Below are 23763 nucleotides of genomic sequence, written 5' to 3'. Positions count from 1 at the left end.
TCTATTAATATTTGCCTTGTTTTACTTCTTTTCTTTCATGATGTCTAATGATATGATCCAAAGTCCATTTTTTTGTTTCAGCAATTAATTGTTTAAAATGGCCCATATTTGAAAACGTATGATCTGCTCCATCAATTTCAATCACACGACTTGTTCCATATCCTCTACTAGAAAATGCATTATGATAATCATGACAATAGCTGACAGGGATAGAATCATCGCTTGTACCATGTAAAATCAATACATCACCCGAAAAGGTCACGAGTTCCTTCAGGGGATAATAAGGCTTTAAAGAGTCGAGATAACGTTTTGTAAAGGCAAAGCTTGAGAAATCAATATATGGTTCGTCTTTCAGTTCATTTATTTTATCTTCTCCAATGACATGGACGATATCTTTATATGGATGAGCGACAGCTGACCAGATAATCAGCTTTTGAATTCTGCTATCTTTTGCAGCAGTTAATACGGCAGTTGCTCCCCCTAGGCTATGTCCCAATAAAAATACATTTTCAAAATCAACATAATCAAGTGTAAAGGCAAAATCGATAACCTTCTCTGTCTGTTCAATTAAATCTGTCAATCCTGTAGAACCATATTCTCCGCTGCTCTCTCCACAGCCTGCGTAATCAAAGCGAAAGACAATGCAATCATCCAAGGTAAGTTCATTAGCTGTTTTCACAAACAACCGATCGACACCAATCCTCGAACCAATAAATCCATGGCAAATAATGACCAATGGATAAAGCTTATTCAACATTCGATTTTCGTTAAAGGAGGAGGGGTAATCAATTGAAGCAGTTAGTTGTTCATTTTTCCACTTAATCATCACATTTTTCATCTCTTTGTACATCCCCTTCTTCTACTTATTCATAGTGTTCATTGTTCTTTAATTGTTGCTCATATTCCTGCAATAATTCATCGACTGATAATTCAAATAGATGATAATTTCCTTTTTTATAAATGCCTAAATTCAGCAGCTCATTGATAATATCTTCTTTATTTTTATCATTTTTGAAAAAATACACTATTTTATTCTCCTTTCAAATCAAATAATTCCGATACGTTTAATGAGTTTTTATGTAAAAATAAAAACCCCTTCTTACCGAATATTCCATTTCAATAAGATGAGGCTGCTGTCGGCAAATTGATCACGCCTTATCTTTTCAAGCATTGAGCTTGTTGGAATTGGCACAGTGCTTCTGTAAAGTCTGTTGCCGAGGCATCATTGGGCCAATTCCCTCCACCTCTCTCGATAAGATTTTAAGTTAACATAAAATATACAGGAATAATATAATATTGTCAACAATTTCATGAAAAGATTGGAAAAAGGAATGTACAGTTTCATATCCCTATTTATACTTTTCTCCATTTAGATGTTTCGATTTTCAATTGCTTTTTGTGTTACAACTCTTATTAACCACTTTTCTAGATCATTTTCTGCAGGCGGGATTTTTCTTTTTGCTAACTCAATAAACGACGCTTGAACAATTGAAGCAGAGGCTTGTTTACATCTTGTTATCCCGTAAGCAATTTGAAAAAGCTTCGTTGCATATAAAGTGACGAATGATTTTATATTAGGATTGTTTTTCTTCACCATTCGTCACTCACCTTTCAAATTACTTAAATTGCTGAGATAAAAATTTCGGTAAATCCTTTTGACTAAAAGCTTTAATATCCGGGAGTTCTTCTTTTTCAAAATAAAATGCTGCAATGTATTCTTCTTCCAGATTCCAACTTGAATTTATGATACATTGAGTAATTTCATCTTTATTCGTTACTTTTTCAGCTTGTGGCAACAATTTTAACTGACTAAATATCTCCTCCTGGGATAAGTAATACACATTATTCGATTGAAGATCTTCTCTCTTTGCAACAAGTACGTAAGATAAATCATCGGCTGTTATATTAGTCTCTTGATATAAATTATTCTGCTTTAGCCAGTTATTAAAATGTTTGTAAGTGGGTTTTAAATTAACATATAATGGCTTATTGTTCTTTAATAAAACTTGAATATCAGAATTGAACCCTCTTTCATCCCTTCTTGTGTCATATTTTTCTTCAAGAACGTCCATCTTTAAAAGACGAGATACTTCTTTTAAATCCTCTATATCCGTTATAGAAACACTTTTGTTTTTTGGGTAAGGCGAATTAATAAGGATTCGGTCTACATCTTTCCCAACGATTCTTAAGAAAGGATTTGTCGCTATCTTATGCTCTTCTGACTCATAGATTTTTTTCAGAAAGGTTGAAAATTCATCAGGATTTACAAAATATTGACGAATTTGTTTTTTTCCATTTTTCAACTGATACTCAAAATAATAACTCTGTTGATCAGTTGTAGCTTGGTATTGCTTTGCTTTTTCAGAAACAATTCTTTGTTGTAAATCAAGTACTGCCTGTATATTTCTTGTTTCTTTCAAGGATATTGGCATATATATAGCAGCCTCTTTTTGATTTCGCTCAGGAAGAAACTCTGTAAATAAAACACTTTGAACTGTATTAATTTTAGGAACCTTCTTTTCGTAGCTTGAAAACATCCATTGTGTTCCAATCGATAAGGCGACAATGATAATTGAATAAATCATCAAGCCTTTAACATGCTTAAATACTCTCCACGTTTTTAATAGCACCATTTCAGCAATAAAATAACCGATAACGGCTCCACTAATATAGCCAAAAAGAGTCCAGCTTAACTGTCCTTGAACCTCTCGAAAATACATAGCTCCAAATAACATCGTGCAAAAGGTTGTCCCATATTTAAAAACCTCCTTTAAGCTCGAAAATACTATGGCTTGTGAGGCATTTTCCACTTTTCTTTTTTTATAAAAATAAAGTGAAAAATAATAGAGAACGATCGATGCTAACAGATATCCAAATGCTACCTTCCATGTTAAATGCGAACCATTAATCAGCTGTGTATAAGTAATAGGAAAAAGCAAATGGGAATATTTTTGAGTGAAATAATCGATTGGGAATCCTGTAAACAGAAATGAAGCATGATAAAACAAAAGCACAATCATTCCAGCCGGAAAAAATAAAAAAATATAGGTTAATACTCCTTGAACAGCAGATATCCCTGTAAACATCCCAACAAATACCGCTGCCAGGAAAAAAAGAATATTAAAGAGGATCGTAACACCCATCCAATAAAAAATATCATGAATTCCAAAATAGATTTCAAGCTGTAACGTACGATGTAATACCAATATGAGAGTACCTGTTAAGATAATAGGGGTTAATAAGATCCCTAATCCAAAAAGAGCATAATGATGAAAAATCTTTTCTTTATTAATCGGCAGACTATGAATAAAATCAGCCTGTTGTTTAACATGTAAAAAACGGAACAAGAAAACAGCTAAAAGAACAGGAATAATCATAAATAATACCAATTGAATTTCACGGTTATACTCAAAGAGACTTTGAACCTCTAATGACTTATTTATTTTACTAATATTCATACTTATTTCTAAAGGGATAACAAAAACCAATCCTATTAAGTAAAGAAATCCAACCCATCCAACATTTCTTACTATGTGTATGAAGATTTCTTTATTCCACCAAGTGATTTGTGAAGGCATAGCCAACATCCTCCATTTCGTAAATAAAAATTTCTTCGAGTGTGAGTGGAAGAAGATCAAAAAGTATAGGGTTATACGTTTCTATTGTTTTAGAAATTTGTTCTTCTTTTCCTCTAACAACGCACAGAATCACACTCCCTCTTTGCTCAGTATGAATGGAGTTTACTTCCTTAAAAAATGTATGTGGAATACTCTCTTTAAACGCAACTTGAACCTTGTGAACATCTGATTTCAGATCATCCAAATCCTTTTCAAGAAGAATCTTCCCATTATGTAAAATTCCGACGTGGTCACTTAAATCTTCAATTTCTCTTAAATTATGAGAAGAAATCAGAACGGTCATTTCTCTTTCTGCAACATCATGAATGAGTAAGTTTTTTACTTTTTTCCGCACAACTGGATCTAAACCATCCATTGGTTCATCTAAAATAAGGACATCAGGCATAGATGAAAATGCTAAAATAAACGCAGCTTGCCTTTTAACACCTTTTGAGAAAGTATGTAATTTCTTATTTAATTGGATATCAAATATTCGAGACAGTTCAACAAATCGATTATGATTCCAGCCTGGATAAATTAATTGATAAAATTTGGCCATTTGCTTCAATGTATACTGTGAAAGAAAGCTCGGAGTATCAGGAATAAAGAACAGTCTTTTTTTTGTGTCATTATTTTCATAGACTCGTTGTCCATCTATCCATATTTCTCCTGAATCTTGACGATAGATGCCACTTAACATTTTCAAGATGGTTGTTTTCCCTGCACCATTCGACCCTAATAATCCATAGATAGAGCCTTTTTCAATTGAAAAGTGGACATTATCGACTACTTTTTCACCATTAAAAGCTTTACTTACTTTTTTCATTTGAATCATACTCGGATTCTCCTCCCTTCAATTGATCAAAATTAGCAATAAATGTGTGAAGCTCTTGTACTGTTATTCCAAGATATAATGCTTCAGAAAGTAATTTCTCCAGTTGCTTGAGAAGTTCCGCAATTTTTTCCTCATCTCTTATATAAAAGGAAGAATTAACAAAGCTTCCTTTGCCTTTTATGGAATAAATATATCCTTGATTTTCCAGCTCTCGATATGCTTTTTGTATCGTATTTGGATTGATCGTTAAATCCTTTGCTAATGTCCGAACAGAAGGAAGCTGTTGATCCGCTTTTATTACCCCATTTACAATTAATTCTTTTAATTTATCAACCAGTTGTTCATAAATGGGTTTTCTGCTCCTTAAATCAAGATCAAACATAATCAACCTCCTAACTGTATTAAGTGTACTACGATTATTAATACAGTTGAATTATATGATAATATCAGGAAAATGAAAAGATAATTCCATAAAATTTTATTTATTTTTGTAAATTATCATATATACATAATTTAATAATGTGATAATCTATAATTAATTAATTTTATTTGTATTATTATGGCTATTTATTAATTTACAAAGGAGATAATTAATAATGGACTTTATTTATTTATTGAAAGGACTTATTTTGGGATTTTCGATTGCAGCACCTGTTGGTCCGATAGGATTACTTTGTATTAGAAGAACATTGGCACAAGGGCAAATATATGGTGTGGTTTCAGGTATAGGTGTAGCAGCAGCTGATGCGCTTTATGGGTTAATTGCAGGGTATGGTTTAACTTTTATTTCGAATTTTCTTATTGAACAGCAATTTTGGTTGCGGTTAGGAGGCGGAATTTTCCTCTGTTATTTTGGATTCAAAATATTTCGATCAAAAGCATCTGCTCAATCTGTTTCAAACGATAGAAAAAGTATTTTCGATGCCTTCACCTCTATCTTTTTCTTAACCATGACAAACCCAATGACCATTCTTTCCTTTATTGGCATTTTTGCAGGGTTGGGAATTTCAAACTCACAAGTAAATCATTTTACTCCTTCTATATTAGTTCTAGGTGTATTTTTTGGATCAGCATTATGGTGGATTCTCCTATGCAGTGTTGTTAGCTTGATACAAAAACATTTGAATACCGCAATGTTACTATGGATCAATCGTTTATCTGGACTCATCATATTTGTATTTGGTGTGACATCCTTATATTCAATCGTTTTATCCATATAAAAAGGGTGACTAAAGCATAGCCGCCCCATCTAATAGGTGCTATAACTGGCACCTTTTTGTTATACTTCATTTTAAAGATTCCAAAACGCTCATAATTTCGTTTGGTTGGTCTACTACAAAATCGGGTCTCGCTTTCTTTGCGATTTCTAAGCTGTCATATCCCCAACCTACCCAAATAACTTTTATACCGCTTTTTTTACTTGCTACAACATCTCTTTCTTCATCCCCTACATAGATTACTTGAGATGAGTCTAATTTTTTCTTTTTCAAAAATTTAGTGATCATTCGATGTTTCCCAAAAATTTTATTGGAACACATGATCGTTGAAATGTGTTGAATGTCATTATGCAATAAAAATTCTTGTATGTTTTTTTCAGCATTAGATGAAATAATCGCGAGTTCATAGCCAGCTGCATGTAATTGTGTTAACATTTCTTTTATTCCATCCATGAATGATATATCTTTAATCGCCTGCTTATAAAGACTAAGAAGCTCTGGAGAAATGAATGGTATTTTATATAATGGGAAATTTAAATACACACAACGCTCTTTTATTGATAAAGATTTTAAATGGTCCAATTCTTCTACTTTTATTTTATTATAATGATGCTTATCTGCAAGCTTGTTAAAAGCTGAAATAAATACCTCTAGAGAATCAACAAGAGTACCATCAAAATCAAAAATAACGGATTTTAGCATTGAGTTTCTCCTATCCAAATAGAATCAATATTATTTCCACTAGTTTTTGTGTAATCAGGGAAATGATGAAAAAATAACCTCATAATAAAAATAGAAATAAGTTATTTCTCTTTATAAGTGAAAAATTATTCTACATATTCGACAATAGTTTTTTGATATTTCTAAATCATTCGACATTTTATCTAAAATTCTCATCTTTTTCGAATGAAATAATAAAATGCATAGCAGGAAATGTCTGATTCTGCGCTTTCCCGAGAAATAATTGCCCCCTCCATGGAAATAGAGGGATTTTATTTTTTAAATCTAGCATCATCAAATGGGGCAAAAAAGAATCCTTTAGGCGCAAGCATATCTGTTTCCGATTCTCTCTCTTCTCCATCGATTTCATAGATTCCAGACGGAAAATAATCAAATAATCCACTTGAAATATGCAATTCCACATAATATTGATCAAGTTCTTTCATAAGTTCATTGTATTTTTCTTGATCTAAAATTTCGCCAAATTGATCTAGCTCAAAATTAATTTTTATCGCATCTTGAAATTCTTCATGGTAGCTTGCAGCGACAAATAAATCAACATCACAGCATTCCATGCAAAGAAGGATCGGTTCATCTTTTATTTGCTCAAATGCCTCTTCTACCATCTCTTTTAAAACTTCTTCTATTTGTTTTTGATTTTTTAAATTATGAGTTGACTTCATTTGTTTGACCTCCGGATTATACCTATACTTTATTCTCATGATTCTATACATATTTTACATTTCTTTTCCTTTTTATAAAAGAAAAATACTTATCTAACATGTTTAAACAATAATATTGAGAATGAGCGTAATATCCAATTGTTTCTCTAATAAAACGAGTGACCTAAATAGAAAAAGACCAGAAAAATCAATTTCGATTTTCTGGTCTCTTAATCCTTGTTGAAATCATTGGAGATTTTTATTACCTTATTTTTTTAAGGCTGTTTTCGTATAGATTGTTGCTTTTAAACCCGCAGCCTGCATACACTTCGCTTTCCGTGGGCGAGCGTCAAGCCTCCTCGTAGCATACGCTTCTGCGGGGTCTCGTCTTTCTCGCATTCCCACAGGAGTCTACGTGTATGCAGGCTGCTAAGAAACACTTTTCCAAATGTTTTATGTAAAAAACAACAAACTTTTAGAAAACAGCCTTTTTTAAAAAAGATTATTTATATTTTGGTATATCCAATGAAAGGTCGTATGAATTTAATAAGCTATATAGATTATAGATTTGATTCACTTGTTTTGAAGCCCAACCAATATCTGTTGCATATTGATGGGTTGCTTTTCCTGTTGTAATTGCACCGTTTGGATTCCATCTCATTTTATAGATCGTATCTTGTCCTGCATGAATGTACCCTTTTGAGATAAAACTTGCTCCTCCAATTATCGCTGCTTCTGGTGTAAACCATCCCGCCTGATAAGCGTACTGTGCTCCTGTTGCAATAGCGTCACCATCATAAGCGCCTATTCCATACATATTATAAACTGTTCTCCCATTGATTTGAACCCCATTAGCAAGAGTAGAGCTTCCATTTCCGGTTTCAAGTAAAGAATGTGAAATTAAGTACATCTCATTAATCCCCAACAAATTACCAGCTGCTATGAAAGGATCTGCTTTTCCTTCTAATATTCCTTTACCAGTAAGTATACGATCATTTACCTCTGTTGCATTTAGATTCGTAGCTTTTGATAGCTTTAAAAATTGGAAGGAATCTAAAGGGTTTTGTTTGAAATTATTAGCATCTAAATAATATTTTACATCATTTGGGCTTGCATTTACCCAATTACGATTAAAATTTATTTCATACCAATTATAACCATCCTCACCTTTTATTACCGAATTAATTTTCACAGCTTCTCCATTATCTATTTTTCCAACTACCCAATAATTAGTCCCAGCTCCTCCCCTTACATTCCAGCCTGAGCCTTTAACGATTGCATTAGTTGGTGCTGTAGCAGGGTCAAATAAAAGAGCATCTTCCCTAATATATGTCTTATATTTTTTATCTGTTTGAGGGTTTGCTTTCATTTGAATAGCTGTCATTTCATCTAAAGTCATATCAATAAACTCACTGGTTTCATTCACAGTCACTTTTAATGGTGCTGAGTCAGCAGGATTTACAGTAGAAATATACTGTGAATTAACATATCCCATTTGACCATTAACAGAAACTTTAGACCATCCGTTAGATTCATTATGTACTGTTACAGCGACTCCTCTTTGAAGCTTTAATAGAATAGATGAAGCGGCTGATGGCTCAGAACGTAAATTTAAACTTGAGCTGGAATTAACAGCAACATATTTTATAATCCCTTGATTCTCTGTAGGTTTCCCTTGTGACCCATCATTTGAATTGTTCCCAGGAGTCGATTCTTGACTGTTATTAATTTGCAGATCAGCTAAAAACGCAGTATTCACGTATCCTATTTGTCCGTAAGCTTTGATTTTTGACCATCCATTTGATTCTGATAAAACGGTTACTTCAAGTCCTCTAGCTAGTTTAATAATGATTGAAGCATTTATGGAAGGATTATTTCTCATATTTAAGCTTGAGCCTGGATTAACATTTACTAGTTTCGTAGATTCTTTAAGATGATTTTCAGTACTCTCTGATTTAATTGGTATTTCTTTACTTAAATATTGTGTACTAATATATCCTTCCTTCTCATTTACTTTTACCTTCGCCCAACCATTTTGTTCGGAGTAAACAGCAACTGCATCTCCTCTTGATAGCTTTGCAATGATTTGACCATTTGCCGATGAGGTCAAATGCATATTTAAACTTGAATTAGCCTCAATATGAACATATTTTGTTATTGAGGTTTTAGGAGGGTCTTCTTTTTGGATGGTAGGATTATCAGTTGATAGAAAACTAGAACTTACGTATCCTTCTCTCCCATAAACTTGTATTTTAGCCCATCCTACCGATTCAGATAAAACGGATACCTCTAATCCTCTTGAAAGCTTCACGATAATCGATCCGTGAACAGAAGGATTGTTTCTTAAATTCAAGTTTGAGCCTGCTTGCACGTTGACATATTTCTTAGTAGGTACTGGCGGCGGAGCTGGTTTTGGTGTTTCTTTTACCGGTTCTGGTGTTTCTTTTGCACCTGAAAGAAATTGGCTGCTTACATAGCCTTCTTTTCCATTTGCGTTAATCCTTGCCCATCCATTTCCTTCTGAAATGACGGATACTTCACTGCCGCTTGAAAGTTTTGCAATGACTTGAGCGCTCGTTGTCGCTCCTGTACGCATATTCAAGCTTGAACCCGCTTGTACGTTAACATATTTCTTAGTTGGTACTAACACTGGGGCTGGTTTTGGTGTTTCTTTTACTGGTGCTGGTGTTTTTTTTGCAGCTGAAAGAAATTGACTGCTTACATAGCCTTCTTTTCCATTTGCGTTAATCTTTGTCCAACCGTTTGCTTCCGAATAAACGGTTACTTCACTTCCATTTCCGAGCTTTGCGATTATTAGACCATTTGTTGATGGCGTTGTCCGTACATTTAAGTTTGAATTATTTTGAATCGAAACATATTTGATGCTGGTTTGATTTAAAGTATACATTTGTTTTGCTGGTGTCTGAGTTTGGGCAGCATGGACAGTGTGTTCAAATGCTGCTGTGGACAGAACTGCAAAACAAAAACTTGGTAAAATGACTCTTTTCATATCATTCTCCTTTAAATGATTCTTTAATGGTCTACTACTCTCAAAACATAGAGAATAAATCCTATTTTATCATAATTTGTCTATAAAATTACCTAAATAACACAATTTTAACAATATGATAGAAAAAGATTATCAATAAGATTGTATATTTTTTAGAAGTTCTGAAGAATACCCGTTTCTTTTGACAACCTTTGTCAACTAGCAGGAAAAACAGATGGGAGATGAGGAATATTAACTTTAAAGAAAGATAATTGGATCTGTAATCGCAACCTACATTCGAACATTTCAGAACTTAAAAATATGAAGGGGTTGAAATGATAATGGAAGAGAATCAATTTATGACGGCCTATTCGATTAGTGAAGTTTCCAAAAAAATTGATATTCCATCAGGGACAATTAGACAATGGGAAAAAGATTTAGACGGCTTACTCATCATCCCTCGTTCGAAACAAGGCTCAAGGTTTTTCACAGATTATGAAATCGGACTTTTGGAAAAAATAAAACAGATGCGCGATAAAAACTTAGGCATGGACATGATTCGTGATTTATTCGAAAAGCATTTAACCCAAGATTCGGAAGTATATTCCGAACCAATCGAAACATCATATCCATTTCTTCCTGAATTAAAAGATCATCCGAAGGAATCATCAGTTTCTGTAAATAATTTTGAAGAAAATATCATCGAATTTTTTGATGCAATGGAAAATTACCGTGAAACATTGTTAAAAGATGTAAAAGAAGAAATTCGCAACGGGATTCAAAATGAACTGTTAGTCGAAGTAAAAAAGGAAATATCTAATGGATCTCTTCAAACCATTAAAAGATTATCCGATTCAATTTATAAATCTACGGAAAAAACAAACACTGGGATGGTAGAACTAACAAAATCAATTGAAAAAACGTCAGAACATAACTCTGAAGTTTTCAAAGCCTTTTCTAATACGATAAAAGATGCGTCAGAAACAGCATCTGAGGAATTAAAAGAATTTGTTCAGCGCGTATCTGACACAACTGAATTAACCAATCAGGAAATCAATAGTTTAGTGGAAGCCATTAATAAAGAAAGAAGATATTACATTGAAACAATAAAAAGAGATCGAGAACAATTAAAAATGGAGATCAAACAACGAGAAGATATCTTTCAAGACTTAGTACAAAGCTTTCGTAAAGCTTCAGCAGCCGAGGAATCCGAGGAAAATGAAAAAAAATGGTGGGCTTTTTGGAAATAAGTGCATTTCATTCGAGCCTATTGAGGGTGCCTTTAACATATTTGGCACCCTCTCCAATCATATTGAGACGTTTTTTCTAGCTGCAAGTTTTTATCGATAAAAAAGCTTAATGATTGTGAAAATTCTTTCAATAATGGATAATAATGAAGAAGAACGCACTATATCTAGATCATAAACAGATTCATACATTTAAGGAGTGAGAGAAACATTGTCTAATAGAAAAATGCTAATCCTTCATGACATCGATCAAAACTATATTCAACAAATTAAAGATATAGTACCAGATTGGGATGTGGTACTCGATAGCGATCGATCAATTTGGCCCGATCACATCCAAGAATCAGAAGTGATTGTGGGATGGACTAATGAGATTGGAACAAAGATTTTTCATCAACCAACAAAGCTAAAATGGGTTCAATCATGGAGCGCAGGTGTTAATACATTTCCAGTCGATGATTTTTCCTCAAGAGAAATTAAGTTAACGAGTGCAAAAGGAGTACATGCGTATCCAATTTCCGAAACCATTATTGGATTCATGCTCACTTTTACAAGAAACTTACATACATATATTAAAAATCAAACAAAGAAGATTTGGTCTGACTCGATTTCAATGAAAGAAATTCATGAAAAAACAGTAGGAATAATAGGTGTCGGTGAAATTGGAAAAGAAACAGCCAAAATTGCTAAAGCATTTGGCATGACTGTACTAGGTGTTCGTCATTCAGGGAAGGATGAAGAATATGTAGATAAAATGTATTCTTCTAATCAATTACATAACATGCTCCCACTTTGTGATTATGTAGTGGTCACTCTTCCGCTTACAAAAGATACTTATCATTTATTTAGTGATAAGGAATTTAAGCTTATGAAGCCTTCCTCTTTCTTTATTAATATTGGACGCGGACAAACCGTTGTAGAGGATGACTTAATAAAAGCATTAATAAATGGAGAAATTGCCGGTGCTGGGCTCGACGTATTTGAAACTGAACCTTTAAGTCAAGAAAGTCCTTTATGGGAGCTGGATAATGTTATCATTACCCCGCATAATTCAGGCTTAACAGATTACTACACAAAAAGGGTCATAGAAAATATTTTCATCCCCAATTTAAAACAATATATTCAAAGTAAAGCATTATCAATCAACCTTGTTGATTATTCTAAAGGGTATTAGTAAAATTTATTTCTTAGACTGAAACAGATTCTATTAAAATCGAAAAAAGAGGCTTCTACCAATGAGAATACATAGGTAGAAGCCTCTTTTTTTGAATAGATATAACGATTGGTGTCAAGCTACAGACGCCATCGGCTCGAGTCATAAGCCAAATCTCTCCAAAAATTAAGATTTTCTGCGTGATTCGTCTTATGCTTTTCGCCGATAGACGGGCGCCTTCCGCTTTTCTTATTTCACTCGAACAACACGCCCATTGAAAGTGTCTTTCCAATATCCACTCGACATATTTGCAACCGCAACTCCAGTCGAGCTTTGAGAACCTATAAATTTCCCGCCGCCAATGTAGATTCCAACGTGACCATCCGTTTTATATGTATTAAAGAATACAAGATCTCCAGGCTGCATGCTCCCTGCTGGTACTTGGGTTCCTGCAAATTTTAATGAATCGGTGCTTGAACCAACAGAAATACCTGCTTGACTGAATGCCCAATGAACGAAGCCAGAGCAATCGAATCGACCATTTGCAATATCATAAGCAGTTCTTCCTCCACCAAATACATAGACAGATTTCCCTATATATTTATAGCCTGCACTAATCACGTCTGCAATATTGCCATTTGCTTTTACAGGAGTGGACGCAACTGGTGCATTGCTTTGAGTAGCATTACCTGAACTTGCAGGTGCTGAAGATGCTTTGAATGATGCTTGAGACACTTGTGCTTGCGCTTGTGCAAGAGCTTGTGCTCGAGCCTGCGCTTGTGCAGTCGCAATATTTTGTTGGATAGACGCAATTTGCGATGCAAGTGAACTATCTTGACTTTTTAAATCTGCAATCAAAGCTTCATTTGCTGCTTGTTTTTGATTTAACTCGATTTTCATTTGATCGTTTTGATTTTTTTGCTCAACCATTTGAGCTTGCATGCCTTCAAGCTCAGCTTTCATCCCGTTCAAATCAGCTAATTTCTTTTCTACTTCTGCTTGTTTTGCTTCAACTTCTTTTTTATCCGCTTCATGCTTCTCTAGTATATCCTTATCAGCTTCCATAATAGAAGTTACAGCACCAACACGGTCTACAAAATCACTAAAGCTTTCTGCTCCAAGTAGGACATCTATGTATTTAACGTTACCACCACTTTCTTGGAAAGAAAGTGCACGTGCTTTTAGGATTTCATTTCGTTTTTCAATTCTATCTTTAATAATCGCAATCTCGTTTTCTAGTGCTGCAATTTCTGCATTTGTTTTTTCGATATTTGCTTCTGTTTGGTTAATTTGATTTTGATTATCATTAATCGCTTGCTCTACTCTTGCAATTTGTTCATTTAAGTCTGAAAGCTCAGCTTGTACATCAAGAATTTTCTTTTCAGCTGCTGAAATGTTTGCTTGCAAACCTGCACGTTGACCTTGAATAGATGATTTTTGCTTTTGAAGGTTACTAATAGATTCTGCATTTACACTTGGAAGAGCAAATGTACTGCTTAACCCAAGTACAAATGTTGTGTTCAATACTACTAACTTCTTTTTCAACTCTCCATCTCCTCTAATTCACGTTCTAATCTCGGATTTTATTTTTTATGTATAGTTATTATTAAGCATATTGATAAAATTAAAATTATTATAATATTTTAAATATTTTGTTAATGCGACAATATTTTATGTATTGAATCAAAATAAGACTTTTCTCATCACAAATAGAAGTATAACATCGAAATTTGTCAAAACAGTAATAGGAATATTACAATTATATTTCAAATATCCTATTACATTGTAAGATTTATAATATAAAATACATTAAAAGGGAATTAAAAGAAATTATTTACAAATCGTCAATAAAGATTTAACATATACATCGAAATATGTTAATTTCCGAACTAAAATTTCCTTTTATTTATATTCATTTTTTTCAATAAAAAAAAAGCCTGCTCTGTATATAACAGAACTGGCGAATCATGATGATAAAACCTCTATCCTTTTTACAACTTTTGCAAGAAGAGTATGGAAATCGTGTGCAGTAAGTGTTCTTTCTCCATTCGTTTTTATCCATTCATCAGCACAATAGCCATGAAGGAATACAGCATTTGCTATAGCAGATTTAATATTCTGATCATTACTTAAGCTAGCTAGCAGCATACCCGTGAGCGTATCTCCAGTTCCACCCTTTGCTAAGCCCGTATTCCCTGTTGAGTTAATCACTCCCGATCCATCCGAATAAGCAATCACCGTATTATGGCCTTTTAATACAACAGTAACCCCATTTTGAACAGCATATTCAGAAGCAAGCTGGATACGATTTTGTTGCAGGTTTAACTTTTCTACTTCTGTCATTCGACTGAATTCACCTGGATGAGGAGTTAAAATGATAGAACTATTTCTATCTTCATAGATTCTTTTTGTTAATGCCCCAGCATCTAAAATTAAAGGAACATCTTTGTTTATGTAAGATGAGATAATATCCTCAAGCTCATCGTCTGGTGTCAATCCAGGACCAATTGCTACACATGAAAAATTTGCATTTATTACATCATTCTTTTCTCGAAAATAGTATGTAGCTTCTGGTACAAGAGGTGCAATAATGGTAGAGGCGTGCTTTGTCGTTGCAATCGAAAGCTTTCCAATACCAAAACGAATCGCACCAATAGCTGCAAGCGCGGCACTTCCAGGCATTTCATCCGATCCAGCAATCAATAAACCAGTCCCATAAGTTCCTTTATGAGTATTTTTTTCTCGTTTCGGCAAGGAATGTATAACATCCTTCTCTGTCCATACTTTCCAATTGCTATTATGCTTTAAGCCAATCTCTACAACATCCATTACTCCATAATAATCTGAGCTAGGAAATAAAAAAGCAGAGGGCTTATATCCATGTAAACAATACGTAATATCTGATTTGATTGCATAAGCGTCTACCTCTCCACTATTAGAGGAAACCCCTGTAGGGATATCAATAGAGATGATTTTTGCTTTCTGCTCATTCACCCACTTCGTGATCGTTGAAAGATTATCCATTAGAGGCAATGCTGCACCGACCCCTAAAATAGCATCGATAACAACATCGTATTTTTCACTTTGGTTAAACTCATTAATAAGATATCCACATGCTTGATAATAATATAAATGGCTTTTAGCAGCATTTGTTTTCGGCATTCCCATAGGAAAAACTAGGTCCACAACATAACCTTGATTCTTTAAATACCGTGATAGTACGATCCCATCCCCCCCATTATTTCCTTTTCCAGCCAGAATAAGAATTCTGTCATCTTCGCTTAAATTCGTAATGATTTTTCTATACAATCCACTGCCTGCATTTTCCATTAATGAAAAAGGAGACATTCCACTCTGTTCAGCTTCCTGATCGATTTTTTTAATTTGATCACTAGTGTAAATAAACATTTATCCACCTCATTTTATTGAAGAAAAGTATAAATTTTTTGAAGGTAAATTGGTGTCTCGCTCCGACGTACAGAATGTACTAGTGCCGATGTTGCCACAGGACGTGGCATCGACCAGCACCTAGCCCTTGTGAAAAATACCCCTTGTCTTTTAGTGCAAAAAGCGCTTTATGAGCCAATGGAACATTTTTCTTCAGGACTGATCAAGGCGCTTGCACTTTTCTTAATTCTCCTCTAAAATTAAACGCTTTGCTTCAAAATACAGCACTTGAATAAATTTCTTCGTATTTATTCGTATGTGTGAATGATGTACGTCTGTTCCTTTTTGAAGCTCAGTCATTTTTTTGCGGACATTCGTAAAATCAAAATATTTAAGTGCATAATTCTCAAATTTAGGGTTCGAAAAATCTGTTAATCCAATGGACGCTAAATGAACGAGAGATTGATAAATCGCTCTTCTTACTCTTTGTTCAGAGGCTTTTATCTCTTTTTTCATATCATCAGAAAAGGCAGAATCTCCTAGTTTTTTAATGGCTATTTGTTCAAAAATATCTTTTAACGGAGGGAAATGATGCTCATATGTATTATGTTTTTCATTGCGAAATAAATATTGTAATATTTCTAATAAATCCTTACTGCCGCTTTCACCTACGATCCCTAATTCGGATAATAAAAATTCTCCAGAAGAAAAAATGGTATTTTCTTTAACAATAGGTGGAGAAACCTCATTATTGTTTCCAGATAATACTAAATTTAATGATTTTTGAATATCTTGAATGGAACGTTCCATTCGAATACGCTCTGTTATTTTCTTTATGACAGATAATACTTCATAACGATTAATGGGCTTCATAATATAGTACTCAATACCAAGAGAATATGCTTCTCCTATGAGTTCTTTTGTTTCAACCTGAGAGAGCATAATTATTTTCCCAGAAAAGCTTCCTTTTAGCTGTCGGACCGTTTCAATTCCATCCCTTTCAGGCATTAATAAATCGATAATCAATATATCTACTTGTTTGTACATCAATATTTTCTCATCAATTAAGGAACCATCATCAGCTTCCCCTGTCACTTCACCTAAATCTTCGTCCTCAATAATATGTCGTAATATCGACCGAATTACCTCATCATCATCCACAAGGAAAAAACGCATCTTATCATCCTTTCTGTATCAAGCTATCAATCGATAAGGTAATCGTAAATATTACCCCGCTGCCATTTTCATATTCTTTATAGTCAATATTCCCATCGAGTTCACTCATGATTTCTTTCACGTATGAAAGACCAATCCCAGTTGAAGGTGCTCCCAAAGCATCATATTTTAAGGTAAACCCAGGTTTAAAAATCATATCTACATATTTTTCAGGAATGCCTGGCCCATTATCCTGTACTTGAAAGATCACATCATTGCCAATTCGTTGTGCAGAAATATGGATGTTTCCACTTTCTTCAATAGCTTCGACTGAATTAGAAACTAAATTATTTATGATGGATAGAACATGATAAACATGATATTTTGGATGGTCTCCAGAGATGGAATAAGAAAATGATATTGATTTCCCTAATAATTGGGAATATTTTTCATTTAAGCGAATAATCATATTCATTAATTCATTTACTTCCAAAAAGTCTGAAAGATTCTCGCTTGAAATTAACTTTGAAAGACCTGCAAATATTCTTTGATTATCTTTCTTCACATCATGAATTTCTCCTGCAATTCGCAATGCTTTTTGACCAAGCATTTCAATATCAGGATTCTCTGTCTTCAAACTAAATAAACTTCTGTATAAATCATACGATTCTTTTGTAATATTCTCTGCATTCTTTAATGTTTTTTTTAAGTGAACCGTTTCTTCGTATAGATTAGATAATAACATTAGTAAATGATGATTTTTATTTTGCATATCCAATTCTCTTAGCTGCCCTTCATATAACTTCATTATACTAAATAAGGAAATCACAAAAAAACTGCGAAAAATAGAAATAATAATAATTTGTGAAAAGGATGAAAAGCTGAAAGCCCCTCCTACCATAAGATGCTGAATCGATAATTCAGTAAAGCTCGCAACTATTTCTAATTGAACACCGATGATCCCAATCATTAAGGGTTTATTATGAAATCGATTTACATTCAGAACTTGAAAAAGAACGGTATAGATCACGTAATAAAGAAAAGCTGGAATTCGGTGTATGATGGATTCAGTCACATTTATTGAATAAAGGGTGATCAAATCAAATCCAATCCGAAACCATAAAACAGCGATTGCTGTGAGAATACCGGGAAGAATGGAGCGATTTTTTCTAATTAATAAAAGAAAAAAGAAAAAAATGGCTGAACCAAAGCCTACTCTATATTGATCATTAAATGGATAAAACTTAATCTCACCTGCAAGAGGAACCAATATGATCATTAAGAGTATTAACATTTGATCTTTTCTAAGTAATTGAATCATCTTCATGCCATCACTTCCTAGCTGTTTTTAAATCCAGTTTTATTATGCCTAAAACGAAAATAGAGCTAGACGAATGTCTAGCTTTAAAGAACTGAACGGTTCAACATTTCTTTTAATCTCTTTCTAAAAGAGAAGCTCCTGCGATGCCAGGCTTTGTCATTTCAAAAGGATTTAAGATTAAATCTAGCTCCTCTTCAGATAATACATCATATTGAAGACATAACTCTCGTACCGATTTCCCTTTAATGATCGCTTCTCTTGCAATACGAGCTGCAACATCATAACCTAAATGAGGGTTCACAGCTGTTATGATACCAACACTTTTCTCAACATATTCTTTCAAGCGCTCAACATTTGCTTCGATTCCTGACAGACAATAATCTGTAAAAGCACGAAAACCATTATTCATGATGCTAATAGATTGGAGCAAATTAAAAACGAGTACGGGCTCCATAACATTTAATTCCAGCTGACCAGCTTCTGAAGCAAGACAAATCGTATGGTCATTTCCAATGACTTGAAAGGCTACTTGATTGATTAATTCTGGCATAACAGGATTAACCTTTCCAGGCATAATGGAAGATCCAGGCTGTCTTGCAGGTAATGAAATTTCACCAAATCCTGCACGTGGTCCTGAAGCCATTAGACGTAGATCATTCGCAATTTTTGACATATTCATCATGCATACCTTTAATGCAGATGACACTTCTGTATAAGCATCTGTATTTTGTGTAGCATCGACTAGATGGTCTGTTCCGAATAATGGCAATTGACTAATGTCGGCTAAATAGTTTACAACATTCTTAATATATTTAGGATCAGCATTTAGTCCCGTTCCAACAGCTGTTGCTCCCATATTCACTTCATATAAATGCTGTCTTGATTGTTTAATTCGTTTAATATCTCTTGCAATCATCCTGGCATAAGCTTCAAATTCTTGCCCTAAACGGATGGGAACAGCATCCTGCAGATGAGTTCTTCCCATTTTGATAACTGGCTCAAAATCCTTTGCTTTCTTTTGAAAAATATTTAACATATCTTCCATCGTATTGAGAAGCTGATTTAACATTTTTAACGCTGCAATGTGTATAGCTGTCGGAAAGGCATCATTTGTTGATTGCGACATATTCACATGCGTATTCGGGCTAATTTCTGAATAAGATCCTTTATCTTTCCCAAGCAACTCAAGGGCTCGATTTGCAATGATCTCATTCATGTTCATATTCATGGAGGTTCCTGCGCCGCCTTGAATTGGATCTACAATAAAGTGATCATGCCATCTTCCAGCAATCACTTCATCAGCCGCTTGCACGATGACTTTTCCAATGCCATCATACAGTCTTTTTATATCCATGTTGGCAAGAGCAGCTGCTTTCTTTACAATGGCTAATGCTTTTATTAATTCTTCATGAACTTGATAACCGGTAATCGGAAAATTTTCAGCAGCTCTCAAAGTTTGAATCCCATAATAAGCAAAAACTGGCACTTCCTTTTCACCTAAAAAATCTTTTTCAATTCTTGTTTGGTTTTCGTTAAAATTAGGATTTGTCATATTTACTCCTTCATACAAATGCTATTATGCAGCTTTTTTCTGATTGAATGAAGATAAATAGTTTTTTGCTTTTTCCTTATCAAATTCACCTTCCCATTTAGACACAACGATAGTTGCTAATGCATTTCCAACGACATTTACTGCAGTTCGAACCATATCTAAAATACGATCCACTCCTAGTATAACAGCAATACCTTCTGCTGGGATATTCATAGTAGTCAGAGTTGTTAAAATTACTACGAATGATGCACCTGGAATGCCGGCAATTCCTTTTGATGTAAGCATTAAGATCAGCACTAACGTAATTTGTTGCATAATAGACAAATCAATGCCGTACATTTGAGCAATAAAGAGGGAGGCTAGTGCTTGATAAATCGTTGATCCATCAAGGTTAAAGGTATAGCCTGTCGGAATAACAAAAGAAGCAATCGATTTTGGGCATCCAAACTTCTCCATCTTGTCCATCAATCTTGGAAGAACTGATTCAGAGCTAGCTGTGCTATAGGCCAAAATTAATTCATCTTTTAAGATTTTGATAAGAGAGAAAATATTAATCCCTACTATTTTAGCAATGATCCCCAATATAACAATAACAAAAAACACCATCGTAATATAAACAGCAATAACTAGCTTCCCTAATGGAATAAGTGTATCTATTCCAAATTTTGTTACCGTTACACCAATTAGTGCAAATACACCAAATGGAGCAAACTTCATTACTTGATTTGTAACCCAAAACATTGCTTCTAATACTCCTTCAAAAAATGAAAGGACAGGTTTTCCTTTTTCTCCGATTGCGGCAATCGCTAATCCGAAGAAAACTGAGAAGAAAATAGTTGGCAAAAGGTCACCAGCTGCTATTGAAGCAAACGCATTAGTTGGCACAATATGGACAATCGTCTCTGCCAAACCGCCATGTTCTACTTGTTTAGAAGACTCTTCATATTTTGATATATCAGATTTTTGTAAATGATTATCCTCGAGTCCTGCCCCAGGATTAAATATATGAGCCGAAAGAATTCCAACGACAATCGCAATCGTTGTTACAATTTCAAAATAAAGAATTGATTTCCCACCAAGTCTTCCTAGTTTCTTAATATCACCGACTCCAGCAATTGAAACGATTAATGCAGCAATCACGATTGGAACGACAATCATTTTAATTAAATGAATAAAAATGTCTCCAATAGGTGTTATAATCGCTACCACCGTTTCATTCCCATGAAAAATCGTTCCAACAATGACTCCTAGAATAAGTGCAATGATAATTTGCACAGCTAAACCAAATTTTTTCAATTGTTTTCCTCCTTTTTGAAAAGTATTATGTTTCTTTACATCTAAAACATGAAGTTAATCTATAATTTACAATTTACAATCCGCTCTACACAACTGAACAAAAACCTACAAAAAAAAACTTTTAATACTAAAAAAAATATAAAAATGATGAAATAATCTGGAAATAATCTAACATTTAGCTTTAAATATGTACGCTTACTTAACTTAATATTTACAAATTCCCAAAGAATCGAACTCGATTTTTCTGTTGATAAAATAATAAACTAAGATCCTTTTACACTTTATTATTTTGCGGAAGATTAATTAACATAAAAAATACGGCTGCCGACGTCGACAGCCTAAATATCCGAAACATTCAAGCAGTTTGATCTCTTTCAAGGAGTGATTCTCCTGAAGCATAATCATACCAAAATCGGTTAGCATCAACGACGGTAACCATCGTATCAAGCCTACAGTATTTTGTTAAATCGATCCAAGTTCTATATTTACAGCTTATGGATTAATCTGCTGCAGAAAATGTCACTCTATATTCTTATCTTACTCTAAGTGAAAAGCATGTTGTTTTCGAATGGCAAGCTTTTTATTTTAAGAAATTGTGTTTAATTTAGGCTTCTGCTTGTACACTTTTGAAAAAAATTAATATCTTATCATGAATTCATTTCCGGAGGTGAAAATATGTCATCAAGATGTGATAGAGACTTTTTTGATCCTGATTTTTTTGATTGTAATAATCGTAAGAAGCGTCGAAGTGATGTTCTAGGGGAAAGAGATTTTTTTGATAAAAAAGATGATCGACGAGATCCTTTCTTCAATAATCGTTGTTTCCAATGCGGTAGAAGTTTTATTCAAAGTTTTGAAGATGATCATAATCGTAAAGTATGGCGCAACGAAAGCAGTCCTTGTAGAGGAGGCTGCGGGTGCCAAAGACAACGTTCACGTAAAAAAAGATGCGGATGCAGCATTTTTTGGTAGTAAATAAATTTCTTTACGTAGTCCGTCGCTTCAATTAATGAAAGGAAGGAGGCTGTATCTGTAAATAGCCTCCTTCTTTTTATTTCTCTTACATATATTCGTAAGAAATTATAGAATACTTACAATTTGATATCTCCTCAATCTCCTTTAATTGTTCTAATTCTTCTGCATATAGTTTAAATAAAGCTTTATCCTTATGATCTAGAGATTGATTTACTTTATACGTTGCATAATTGATTTTTAAAAGCAGATCTGTCTTGGAACAAATAACTCCATCCAAATAAAGTTGATCAACTTCAAGGCTAAACATATAAAGCTGACGATCACGATTAATTACTACTGAGTAACACCAGCCAATGCCATCGATATATTTTTTCCCTTTTGAAAGAGTTAAAGTATCCCATTTGTTTAGCTGAATAACTAGAATATGCTCTGGATTCGTACAAGTGCATTCCATTTGATATTGATAATTGCTTAATAATATAAACTTTTGATTCATTTGAATCCTCCAATTGATATTTTTTATCTGTAGATTTTGAATTAAGGTATTTTCCATGTGTTCCTTTTTAAATGAGGTTATTATATGTGTTTTATAATAAATGAAAATGATTATCATTGTCAAATAAATCCGATCTCCTTAATACGTATAGAAAAAAAGTGACCTAAAGAGGCTCGCAGCCCCTTTAAGGTCACTTTTATATTTATATTCTGTTATTTGGTTAAGGGTAAGTTAACGATCCTTAGATGCTGCAATCTCTTTAAGTGATTTTTTGTGCAAATGAAAGTAATGAACAACAAACGTACATAGAAAAGATGCCAATATAATTCCGAAGAATATAAAATGATTTAATTCAAATCCTAAGACACTCATGAACATCTTAATCGCAATAATCGCAATTAATATAAACGCTGTGTTTTCAAGCTCTGGAACTTTATCAATCAAAATTAAGAAAAATCTAGCTACCGTTCTCATCATAATGATTCCAAGCATTCCACCGATAAGTAAAATCCAGACTTTTTCTGAAACTGCAAAGGAAGCCAAAATACTATCAACTGAGAAAGCGACATCCATTAATTCTACTGATAGGACCGTTGCCCAAAATAAACCAAAGGTACGAATAAACCAATTGTCTTTTTTCAATTCCTTCATTTCATCTTCATCCTCACCAAGCCAAAAATGCTTCACGACAAGCCAAATCAAATAGATAGCACCTAAAGCTTTAAGCCACCAAAATTTGATGAGGAACATTCCAATTCCGATAAATAGGAATCGAAAAAAAAAGGCTCCAAACAGCCCATATGTCAATGCTTTTTTTCTTTGATTTTGAGGAAGGTCCTTTACCATTACAGCTAATACAAGCGCATTGTCCGCTGATAATAAACCTTCTAAAATGATCAAAGTACCAATAAATCCCCATGATACAGGATCAGATAAAACTTCTATCCACATTTTCCAATCAAAAAAGGCAGCATAAGTTGATAAAATTTGTTGAAGAATATCCATATATTCGTCCTGGTCATATTAAAATATAACAATTCATAACAAAACATAAAATGACCAGTACTCACCTCCTTTAGTTATTTTTTTAATACCAGAAAATTTTGTTGAATCTCCAAATTAATTTTAAAGGTTTTATCCC

General features: G+C 33.7%; 21 protein-coding genes, 1 pseudogene and 1 riboswitch. Of the genes and pseudogenes, 4 read left to right on the top strand and 18 right to left on the bottom strand.

What is annotated here, in order from left to right; translation table 11 throughout:
- Positions 1-4: 4 nt before the first annotated feature.
- From FDO66_RS15380 to FDO66_RS15355, 6 genes are all read right to left on the bottom strand, one after another.
- Positions 5-838 (bottom strand): alpha/beta hydrolase family protein, encoded by an 834-nt coding sequence (locus FDO66_RS15380; RefSeq protein WP_141433546.1) that lies wholly within the window; start codon positions 836-838, stop codon positions 5-7.
- 25 nt (positions 839-863) lie between these two features.
- Positions 864-1025, bottom strand: a complete 162-nt coding sequence (locus tag FDO66_RS15375; RefSeq protein WP_258535748.1) for a Fur-regulated basic protein FbpA — start codon at positions 1023-1025, stop codon at positions 864-866.
- 127 nt (positions 1026-1152) lie between these two features.
- A riboswitch (SAM riboswitch) is annotated at positions 1153-1259 on the bottom strand.
- Between the two features lie 110 nt (positions 1260-1369).
- A complete protein-coding gene (locus FDO66_RS15370; RefSeq protein ID WP_141433544.1) occupies positions 1370-1597 on the bottom strand; it encodes a hypothetical protein in 228 nt (75 codons plus the stop codon).
- Positions 1598-1616: 19 nt separating this feature from the next.
- The gene (locus FDO66_RS15365; protein ID WP_141433543.1) at positions 1617-3578 is read right to left on the bottom strand and encodes a DUF6449 domain-containing protein; all 1962 of its coding nucleotides are present in this window, start codon (positions 3576-3578) and stop codon (positions 1617-1619) included.
- Positions 3550-4452: an ABC transporter ATP-binding protein gene (locus FDO66_RS15360; protein WP_141433542.1), complete on the bottom strand. Its 903-nt coding sequence runs from the start codon at positions 4450-4452 to the stop codon at positions 3550-3552. The genes FDO66_RS15365 and FDO66_RS15360 overlap by 29 nt, the downstream gene beginning before the upstream one ends.
- The gene (locus tag FDO66_RS15355) at positions 4427-4834 is read right to left on the bottom strand and encodes a GntR family transcriptional regulator (RefSeq protein ID WP_141433541.1); all 408 of its coding nucleotides are present in this window, start codon (positions 4832-4834) and stop codon (positions 4427-4429) included. The genes FDO66_RS15360 and FDO66_RS15355 overlap by 26 nt, the downstream gene beginning before the upstream one ends.
- A gap of 214 nt (positions 4835-5048) precedes the next feature.
- Here FDO66_RS15355 and FDO66_RS15350 point away from each other — a divergent pair, with 214 nt between their 5' ends.
- Entirely contained in the window at positions 5049-5672 is a 624-nt protein-coding gene (locus tag FDO66_RS15350) for a LysE family translocator (protein WP_141433540.1), read from the top strand.
- A 66-nt stretch (positions 5673-5738) separates the two neighbouring features.
- On the opposite strand, the gene FDO66_RS15345 is transcribed toward FDO66_RS15350, so the two are convergent.
- From FDO66_RS15345 to FDO66_RS15335, 3 genes are all read right to left on the bottom strand, one after another.
- Entirely contained in the window at positions 5739-6371 is a 633-nt protein-coding gene (locus FDO66_RS15345) for an HAD-IIIA family hydrolase (RefSeq protein ID WP_141433539.1), read from the bottom strand.
- A gap of 290 nt (positions 6372-6661) precedes the next feature.
- Positions 6662-7111: a hypothetical protein gene (locus tag FDO66_RS15340; protein ID WP_258535747.1), complete on the bottom strand. Its 450-nt coding sequence runs from the start codon at positions 7109-7111 to the stop codon at positions 6662-6664.
- Positions 7112-7553: 442 nt separating this feature from the next.
- Entirely contained in the window at positions 7554-10061 is a 2508-nt protein-coding gene (locus tag FDO66_RS15335) for an SH3 domain-containing protein (protein WP_141433537.1), read from the bottom strand.
- Between the two features lie 320 nt (positions 10062-10381).
- Here FDO66_RS15335 and FDO66_RS15330 point away from each other — a divergent pair, with 320 nt between their 5' ends.
- Positions 10382-11290, top strand: coding sequence for a MerR family transcriptional regulator (locus tag FDO66_RS15330; protein ID WP_258535746.1), 909 nt, complete (start codon positions 10382-10384; stop codon positions 11288-11290).
- Positions 11291-11498: 208 nt separating this feature from the next.
- Positions 11499-12461: a D-2-hydroxyacid dehydrogenase gene (locus FDO66_RS15325; RefSeq protein ID WP_141433536.1), complete on the top strand. Its 963-nt coding sequence runs from the start codon at positions 11499-11501 to the stop codon at positions 12459-12461.
- Positions 12462-12689: 228 nt separating this feature from the next.
- On the opposite strand, the gene FDO66_RS15320 is transcribed toward FDO66_RS15325, so the two are convergent.
- From FDO66_RS15320 to FDO66_RS21305, 7 genes and pseudogenes are all read right to left on the bottom strand, one after another.
- Positions 12690-13985: a coiled-coil domain-containing protein gene (locus FDO66_RS15320; protein ID WP_141433535.1), complete on the bottom strand. Its 1296-nt coding sequence runs from the start codon at positions 13983-13985 to the stop codon at positions 12690-12692.
- Positions 13986-14405: 420 nt separating this feature from the next.
- Positions 14406-15848 carry an NAD(P)H-hydrate dehydratase gene (locus tag FDO66_RS15315; protein WP_141433534.1) on the bottom strand — a complete coding sequence of 481 codons (1443 nt, stop codon included), beginning with the start codon at positions 15846-15848 and terminating at the stop codon, positions 14406-14408.
- Between the two features lie 222 nt (positions 15849-16070).
- On the bottom strand, positions 16071-17003 hold the full coding sequence (locus FDO66_RS15310) for a response regulator (RefSeq protein WP_141433533.1): 933 nt from the start codon (positions 17001-17003) through the stop codon (positions 16071-16073).
- Positions 17004-17007: 4 nt separating this feature from the next.
- Positions 17008-18309, bottom strand: a complete 1302-nt coding sequence (locus tag FDO66_RS15305) for an ATP-binding protein (protein ID WP_141433532.1) — start codon at positions 18307-18309, stop codon at positions 17008-17010.
- Positions 18310-18415: 106 nt separating this feature from the next.
- Positions 18416-19855, bottom strand: a complete 1440-nt coding sequence (gene aspA / locus FDO66_RS15300; RefSeq protein ID WP_141433531.1) for an aspartate ammonia-lyase — start codon at positions 19853-19855, stop codon at positions 18416-18418.
- 24 nt (positions 19856-19879) lie between these two features.
- Positions 19880-21151, bottom strand: coding sequence for a cation:dicarboxylate symporter family transporter (locus FDO66_RS15295; RefSeq protein ID WP_141433530.1), 1272 nt, complete (start codon positions 21149-21151; stop codon positions 19880-19882).
- Between the two features lie 364 nt (positions 21152-21515).
- A pseudogene (locus tag FDO66_RS21305) lies at positions 21516-21590 on the bottom strand (hypothetical protein); the annotation flags it as partial.
- Positions 21591-21938: 348 nt separating this feature from the next.
- Between FDO66_RS21305 and FDO66_RS15290 the strand changes: the two are divergent.
- Entirely contained in the window at positions 21939-22130 is a 192-nt protein-coding gene (locus tag FDO66_RS15290) for a hypothetical protein (RefSeq protein ID WP_181444599.1), read from the top strand.
- Between the two features lie 81 nt (positions 22131-22211).
- Here the strand turns inward: FDO66_RS15290 and FDO66_RS15285 are convergent, their stop codons facing one another.
- Both FDO66_RS15285 and FDO66_RS15280 read right to left on the bottom strand, forming a co-directional pair.
- Entirely contained in the window at positions 22212-22622 is a 411-nt protein-coding gene (locus FDO66_RS15285) for a hypothetical protein (RefSeq protein WP_141433528.1), read from the bottom strand.
- 231 nt (positions 22623-22853) lie between these two features.
- Positions 22854-23627, bottom strand: coding sequence for a TerC family protein (locus FDO66_RS15280; RefSeq protein WP_141433527.1), 774 nt, complete (start codon positions 23625-23627; stop codon positions 22854-22856).
- Between the last annotated feature and the right edge of the window lie 136 nt (positions 23628-23763).

The sequence above is a fragment of the Bacillus sp. 03113 genome (genome assembly GCF_006546985.1).
Taxonomy (GTDB): Bacteria; Bacillota; Bacilli; order Bacillales; family Cytobacillaceae; genus VATK01.
This window is presented reverse-complemented; position numbering and strand designations above follow the sequence as displayed.